6 protein-coding genes are annotated in these 7,122 nt (G+C 50.6%); 3 read left to right on the top strand and 3 right to left on the bottom strand.

All coding sequences use genetic code 11. The features are described 5' to 3' along the window. Positions 1–94: 94 nt before the first annotated feature. Positions 95–670, bottom strand: coding sequence for a nicotinate (nicotinamide) nucleotide adenylyltransferase (nadD, locus tag VGM48_RS11925; protein WP_331579331.1), 576 nt, complete (start codon positions 668–670; stop codon positions 95–97). Further along, positions 667–897 carry a FeoA family protein gene (locus tag VGM48_RS11920; RefSeq protein ID WP_331579329.1) on the bottom strand — a complete coding sequence of 77 codons (231 nt, stop codon included), beginning with the start codon at positions 895–897 and terminating at the stop codon, positions 667–669. Before VGM48_RS11920 ends, nadD begins: the two co-directional genes overlap by 4 nt. 12 nt (positions 898–909) lie before the next feature. Here VGM48_RS11920 and ybeY point away from each other — a divergent pair, with 12 nt between their 5' ends. Together ybeY and mnmG are read left to right on the top strand one after the other, a co-directional pair. Further along, entirely contained in the window at positions 910–1,344 is a 435-nt protein-coding gene (ybeY, locus tag VGM48_RS11915; RefSeq protein WP_331579327.1) for an rRNA maturation RNase YbeY, read from the top strand. A gap of 148 nt (positions 1,345–1,492) precedes the next feature. Continuing rightward, positions 1,493–3,355 carry a tRNA uridine-5-carboxymethylaminomethyl(34) synthesis enzyme MnmG gene (gene mnmG / locus VGM48_RS11910; protein ID WP_331579325.1) on the top strand — a complete coding sequence of 621 codons (1,863 nt, stop codon included), beginning with the start codon at positions 1,493–1,495 and terminating at the stop codon, positions 3,353–3,355. 35 nt (positions 3,356–3,390) lie between these two features. Here the strand turns inward: mnmG and nadA are convergent, their stop codons facing one another. Beyond that, positions 3,391–4,401, bottom strand: coding sequence for a quinolinate synthase NadA (nadA, locus tag VGM48_RS11905; protein ID WP_331579323.1), 1,011 nt, complete (start codon positions 4,399–4,401; stop codon positions 3,391–3,393). A gap of 528 nt (positions 4,402–4,929) precedes the next feature. Between nadA and VGM48_RS11900 the strand changes: the two genes are divergently transcribed. Continuing rightward, positions 4,930–7,083, top strand: coding sequence for a peptidylprolyl isomerase (locus tag VGM48_RS11900; RefSeq protein ID WP_331579321.1), 2,154 nt, complete (start codon positions 4,930–4,932; stop codon positions 7,081–7,083). The last annotated feature ends 39 nt before the right edge of the window (positions 7,084–7,122 follow it).

The following is a 7,122-nucleotide window of genomic DNA, read 5'->3' as shown; positions in this document are numbered from 1 at the left end:
CCGTGACTGCCGATGGTAGTATTCCTGCCCGGATATTAAGAGAGATGATCGATGATTCCTATCAACTGGTGATGAAGTCTCTGCCGAAAAAGGATCAACTGTAATAGCCGTTTCTTTCGATCTCTGTCCGTACGGCTTCGGGGACCAGGTAGCGGATCGACTTCCCTTCTTTTCTGTTCTTGCGGATACCGGTGGACGATATCGGAAGCAGCGGCGCCTCCAGGATATGAATGTCCTTGCTTCCCGGGTAGACCGGAAGCTGCTCGTGCTCCGGGCGCTTATAGACGTAAACTGAATAGTTCTTCAGCAGCCATTCTGCGTTCTTCCACCGGGGGAGGTTTTGAAAGCTATCGCTCCCCATGATGACCGAAAACTCGTGTGTGGGATATTTCTCCTGGAGATAGGCGAGGGTGTCAACCGTATAGGAAGGCTTGGGCAATTTGAATTCGATGTCCAGCGCCTTGAGATCTTTTTCTCCTTCGATGGCCAGCTGTACAAGATGTAGCCGGTGGTATTCGTTAAGCAGGGAGGCTGCGGGTTTTAGAGGATTCTGGGGGGAGACGATAAACCAAACCTGCTGGAGAGTGGTGTTCTGCAGGAGATAAGTGGCAATGAGTAAATGACCGTGATGAATCGGGTTGAAAGAACCGAAGTAAAGCCCGACCCTCATCTTTCCCCCTCCTCCATAAAGATATTCTCTGCTTCGTCGAGGCGGAGGCTCAGATTATACCCGGCTACCGTTATAGAAATGGGATCACCAAGCGGAGCGATTTGTTCAACCCTGACCCATTCTCCGGGTACACAACCCATTTCCATGAGTTTCAGAAACAGGTCGTTTTTTTCAAATGAGTGGATCTTAGCGATGGTTCCGGGTTCTAATTCTGATAATCTTTTCATCTTTGTAAAATTATGAATAATCCCACCATTCGATTTAATTTCCTCGAGCCCATTTCCCTGGTGGACAGGACCAGGCTAAAGCGATTTACTTCGTTGCTTTTTAAGAAACAGCGCAAGTCGCTTGCCGAGCTTCAATATGTCTTTTGTTCGGACGCTTACCTTCTGGATATCAACCGGCAATTCCTTCATCACGACTTTTATACGGACATTATCACCTTTGATCTTTCGGAAAAGGGCCAGCCGATAACCGCAGAGATATACATTAGTGTCGACCGGGTAAGGGATAATGCCCTCAATTTTGACTCCCCCCTGAAGCGGGAGTTACACCGGGTGATCTTCCATGGAGCCCTCCATTTGTGCGGATTTAAAGACAAGACGGCTAAAGAGGAACTGGAAATGCGGAAAATGGAGGATAAATATCTGGCGCTTTATGAACGTTTCACGTGAAACGGTCGCATCTCAGCGTCTTTTCGGTCACCGCGGCTTTCACCTCAAGTCACCAATAATAAATTCTACTCCATGTCGTTCCACGTGGAACGCATCCCCCCGCCAAAATATTCCCCTGTATTCGCCCGGGTCCTAGTAATTTTGCAGCATGTTTCCCCATTACGATGTAATTGTTGTTGGCGCGGGTCATGCCGGCTGTGAGGCCGCGGCAGCTGCCGCCAACCTTGGCTCGAAGGTTCTTCTCATTACCATGAACATGCAAACCATCGCCCAGATGAGCTGTAACCCCGCTATGGGTGGAATAGCCAAGGGTCAGATCGTCCGGGAAATCGACGCCCTAGGCGGCTATTCCGGTATCGTCACGGATAAAAGCATGATCCAATTTCGGATGCTGAACCGCAGTAAGGGACCCGCCATGTGGAGTCCCCGGGCTCAAAACGATCGGATGCTATTCGCGACCACCTGGCGGGAAATGCTTGAAAAGACTCCCAACGTAGATTTTTACCAGGACATGGTCAATTCCCTGGTGGTAAAAGAGGGTAGGGTCTGTGGCGTCGTTACCGGCCTGGGTCATACCATTCTTTCCTCGGCCGTAGTCGTTACCAGCGGAACCTTTCTCAACGGGGTCATCCATATCGGCGAAAAACGTTTTGGTGGCGGCCGGGTAGCAGAAAAGGCAGCCACTGGTATTACAGAACAACTTGTCTCCCTCGGCTTTGAAAGCGATCGCCTGAAGACCGGAACTCCGCCCCGAATCGATGGCCGAAGCCTGGACTATACAAAAATGGAAGAACAGAAGGGCGACGAGGTAATCATCGGATTCTCCTATCTCGACATTCCTAAGCCGGCTCAACAACGAAGCTGCTGGATCACCTATACGAGTCCAACTGTACATGAGATCTTAAAGACCGGATTCGATCGCAGTCCAATGTATACCGGGCGCATCGAAGGGGTAGGCCCAAGATATTGTCCCAGCATCGAAGACAAGATCAATCGCTTTGCTGAACGTGACCGTCACCAGCTGTTTATCGAACCCGAAGGCTGGAATACCGTCGAGATCTATGTCAATGGATTCTCGACCTCTCTCCCGGAAGAAGTGCAATACGCCGCGCTGCAGCAGGTACCGGGGTTCGAAAACGTGCGCATCTTCCGGCCAGGCTATGCCATCGAATACGATTACTTTCCACCCACCCAGCTGCGGCATACCCTCGAAACAAAGCTGCTCGACAACCTCTTTTTTGCGGGACAGATAAATGGAACAACCGGCTATGAAGAAGCCGCGTGTCAGGGACTAATGGCAGGCATCAACGCCCATCAAAAAATAAGACTACAGGAACCGCTTATTCTCAAGCGGAGCGAAGCCTATATCGGTGTCCTTATCGATGATCTCATCAGCAAGGGTACCGAAGAACCTTACCGCATGTTCACTTCCCGCGCCGAGTTCCGGACACTTCTTCGCCAGGACAACGCCGATCTCCGGCTGACAGAAATGAGCTATCGGCTTGGGCTCGCTACCCAGGAGCGGATGGAAAAAACGATGAAGAAAAAGATTGGCGTGGAAAAGATAAAAGAAACGCTGCAGACCTTTTCCCTCGATCCGACAGAATCCGAAGAATATCTTCTCCGAAAGAATACAGCGCCGCTGAACCAAAAACAAAAGGCCGGACAGGTACTCCTTCGCCCGGGTATCGATCTTCTATCGATGACGCAATCTATTCCGAGGTTTGGTGATACATTAAAAGATCATACCCCGGAAATTCTTGAACAAGCCGAGATCCAGGTGAAATACGAGGTATACATCGAGAAGGAAAAAGAACTGGTACAGCGAATGGCCCAGCTGGAAGATCTGCTGATACCCGACAACTTCAATTATGACCGGATCGCCTCACTCTCCAACGAAGCGCTACAGAAATTTAAAAAGATAAAACCGAGAACCCTGGGTCAGGCAAGCCGGATCAGCGGGGTTAACCCCAGTGATGTACAGATCCTAATGGTCTTTATGGGCCGATAAGAACATAATTAGTTGAATATCAACTAATTAAGATATTATAAACCATAACTTGCACTGATCTGCAGCATCCGATCGATCGGTTTTCTTGCTGCGACCATCAACCGGGGGTCCATCAGCAATTCGGGCTGCTCATACTTCATACAGAGGTATAGCTTCTCAAGCGTATTTAGCTTCATATGCGGGCAGTCATTGCAAGCACAGTTATTGGTCGGCGGTGCAGGGATAAAGGTCTTCCTTGGGGATGCCAGCTGCATCTGGTGCAATATTCCGGTCTCTGTCGCAACGATGTATTCCAAAGACGTATCTTTTTTGGTATAATTCAGCAACCCCGTGGTCGAACCGATATAATCCGCTATCCGCAGGATCGGGTCCTCACATTCGGGGTGCGCGATGATTTTTGCGTTGGGATGCCGGATCTTCAGCTTTGTGATCTTCTCCAGGCTAAAGATCTCATGGACCATGCAGGCCCCATTCCACAACACCATGTCCCGGCCCGTCTTCTTTATGAGGTAGGCTCCCAGATTCTTATCGGGTGCAAAAATGATCTTTTGGTCCTTTGGCACACTTTCTATGATCTTCTCTGCGTTTGAGGACGTGCAGATGATGTCGCTCAGCGCTTTTACCTCCGCCGAGCAGTTGATGTAGGAGATGACCAGGTGGTCCGGGTATCGCTCTTTGAATTCTTTAAACAAATATCCCGGCGCGGAATCCGCCAGTGAACAGCCGGCATTCAGATCGGGAAGCACGACCTTCTTATCCGGGTTAAGGATCTTGGCGGTTTCGGCCATAAAATGCACGCCCGCGAAAACGATCAGATCCGCTGTGGTCTTTTCCGCCTGCTGCGCCAAAGCAAGACTATCGCCGAGAAAATCCGCCACGTCCTGGATATCCGACTCCTGGTAGTAGTGGGCGAGGATAACCGCGTTCTTTTCCTTTTTCAATTTCCCGATCTCGAGGAAAAGATCCAGCTCCGGGGAAATCGCAACATCCAAAAAACCTTTCGAAGATAATTTTTCACGTGCCGCTGCGATGTTAATATCAGCCATAGTATTTAATAATAAAATATTATTTAAAAAGAAACTACTACTACTATACTGGTGGATACGTGGATAATCTTTTTTTCACTGCTGTTCGAATTCGCAAATTACCACTTTATTCACCGCATTCCACATTCAGTTAACAAGTCACATCGCTGTTTGGATCACGCTTTCCATCAGTTTTCCACTTCTGTGGATGAAAAAGGCGTCCGGAAAACTATTTCGGCCGGTCTCTGTGAACGGCTGTGGAATAACCGGGGAATTATACACGGCAGGGAGTGCGCAGTTCAACCCAAATAAAGTTGCGGCCCATCTACCCCCAAGATCCGAAGCTGCAAAACCCGGGTTTTCCACCGACTTTCCGGGTTATTCATAACTCCTTGTTGATTATGGTTTCACGCAAAAAGTTTCACGCGTTGGAAACGGGATAAGCAAGCGGGCTAAAACGCTGAGTGGAAGCCCAATTAACAAGATTTTCCACAAGTTGTTCATTTCCCCTATTTTTGCCATCCACCGAAAAAGCGGTAATAGAAAGATATGTCAATTATTCAGCAAATCCGCGAGAAAGCGGCCTGGTTAGTTTTTGGTCTGATCGCCCTAAGCCTTATCGGCTTTCTTTTAATGGATTCTTTTGCAGGAAAGAGCAAGCTCTTCGGAAACCGCTCCTCTGTGGTGGGAACGGTTAACGGAGAGAAGATCGAGATCACCGATTTCGAGAAAGCAATAAACGATCAGGAAGAGCAGTACAAGGCCCGAGGTTACCAGGTCAATGATGCGATGCAGCAGAACGTCCGTGAAATGGTTTGGCGTACGATGACGGAGGACGCGTTGCTCACCAATGATTATGCGTCGCTCGGGCTCGATGTTACCGACAAGGAAGTAAACGACATGCTGGTCGGGGCCAATGCGATCCCGGATGTCAAGCAGGCGTTCACCGATCCAAAGACCGGAATTTTCGACGCCCAGGCCGCAGCGGCCCAGATCAACCAGCTGCGCACCTTATATAAGAGTGGACCGAAAAAGAACGCGGACAATGGCCGTTATGAGGCTGCCCGCCGGTTTTTTGAGGAATCGCTCCCGCAGATCGTCAAGATGCGGTTGCGCGAAAAATATACAGCCCTGTTTGTAAACAGCGCATACGTTCCCAAGTGGATGCTGGAGAAATCGAATGCCGACAATAGCCAGCTGGCATCGGTGTCGTATGTCGCCGCGCCCTATTTCACGGTATCCGACAGCTCGGTAAAGATCTCCGACGCGGAGATCCAGGAATATATCGACAAACACAAGGACCAATACAAACAGGAAGAAAGCCGGAGCATCGCCTATGTGTCTTTCAACGCCGGACCCAATGCTTCGGACAGCCAGCGCATCAGACAACAGCTTGTCGATCTTTCGCCGGACCTTCAAAAGTCGGATGACATGGATGCTTTCTTTGGCCGCGTAGGAAGTGCGCAGCCTTTTTATAACGGCTACATGGGCAAATCCCGGATCATGGTTCCTAATAAGGATTCGATCTTCGCACTGCCGAAAGGCGGGGTCTTCGGCCCCTACCTCGACGCGGGCAGCTATGTTCTCGCGAAACTGGTGGATGAGAAGACACTCCCTGATTCGGCCCGTGCCCGTCATATCCTGATTGCCACCGTCAATCCGCAAACGGGACAACCCATCGCCGAAGACAGCGTCGCAAAAAAGCGGATCGACAGTATCAAGACGGTTTTGGAAAATGGCGGCAACTGGGACAGCCTTGCACTTAAAGTATCCGACGATCAGGGTACAAAGGAAAAGGGCGGGGATCTCGGCTATTTCACCAGCGACCGGATGGTAAAAGAATTTTCCGATTTCTGCTTTAACGGTAAGAAAGGGGAGAAGAAGATCGTAAAGAGCCAGTTCGGCTACCATTATATCGAGATCCTCGATCAGAAGAATTTCGAGCCGGCCTATAAGATCGCCTACCTGACCCGGAAGATCGACGCCAGCCAGGAAACGGATCAGGCAGCTTTCGGCCTTGCCAGCCAGTTCGCCGGACAAAGCCGGGATGCGAGGGCCTTCGACGAGAATGTTCAAAAAAATCATCTGCAAAAAATTCCGGCCGCCGATATCGCTCCGACTGAATCGAGCATCCCCGGACTTGGGGTCAACCGCCAACTGGTCCAGTGGGCCTATAAGGCCGATGCCGGAACCGTATCCGAGCCCTTTACCGTCGGCGACCGTTATGTCGTGGCCATCCTTACCGAGATCAATAAGGAAGGGACGATGACGCCCGCAAAGGCAAGAAACCTGATAGAACCTCTCTTGCGCAATAAAAAGAAAGCCGAGGTGCTCACAAAGAAATTCGGCAACCTGGCATCGCTTGATGCTGCTGCCGGCGCCACGGGTCAGGCCGTTCAGCAGGCCGACAGTCTCCGGTTCTCCTCGATGACGCTGGGCAACGCGGGTCAGGAAGGAAAGGTTATCGGCGCGGCCTTCGACAAGCAACTCGCCGGCAAACCCATCTCTCCGGCCATCGCCGGAAACGGAGCGCTGTTCTTTATAAAGGTGAATAACGTCAGCGCCATGTCCAACCCGAATGCCGATCTCCAGCAACAGCGGTTTATGCAGGAACAGGTACAGCGGCAGGTCATGGGATCCCGCCTGCTGGAAGCAATGCGGAAGCTGGCGGACATCAAGGACTACCGGGCTACCTTCTTTTAGCAAAATCTTCTAAAAAGCGCCAGACTTCTTTTCACGGGG

It is taken from the genome of Puia sp., from assembly GCF_036500295.1.
In the GTDB taxonomy this organism is placed as follows: Bacteria; Bacteroidota; Bacteroidia; order Chitinophagales; family Chitinophagaceae; genus Puia.
Note: the sequence above shows the minus strand (reverse complement) of the source record. Positions and strands in the feature narration are given on the sequence as shown.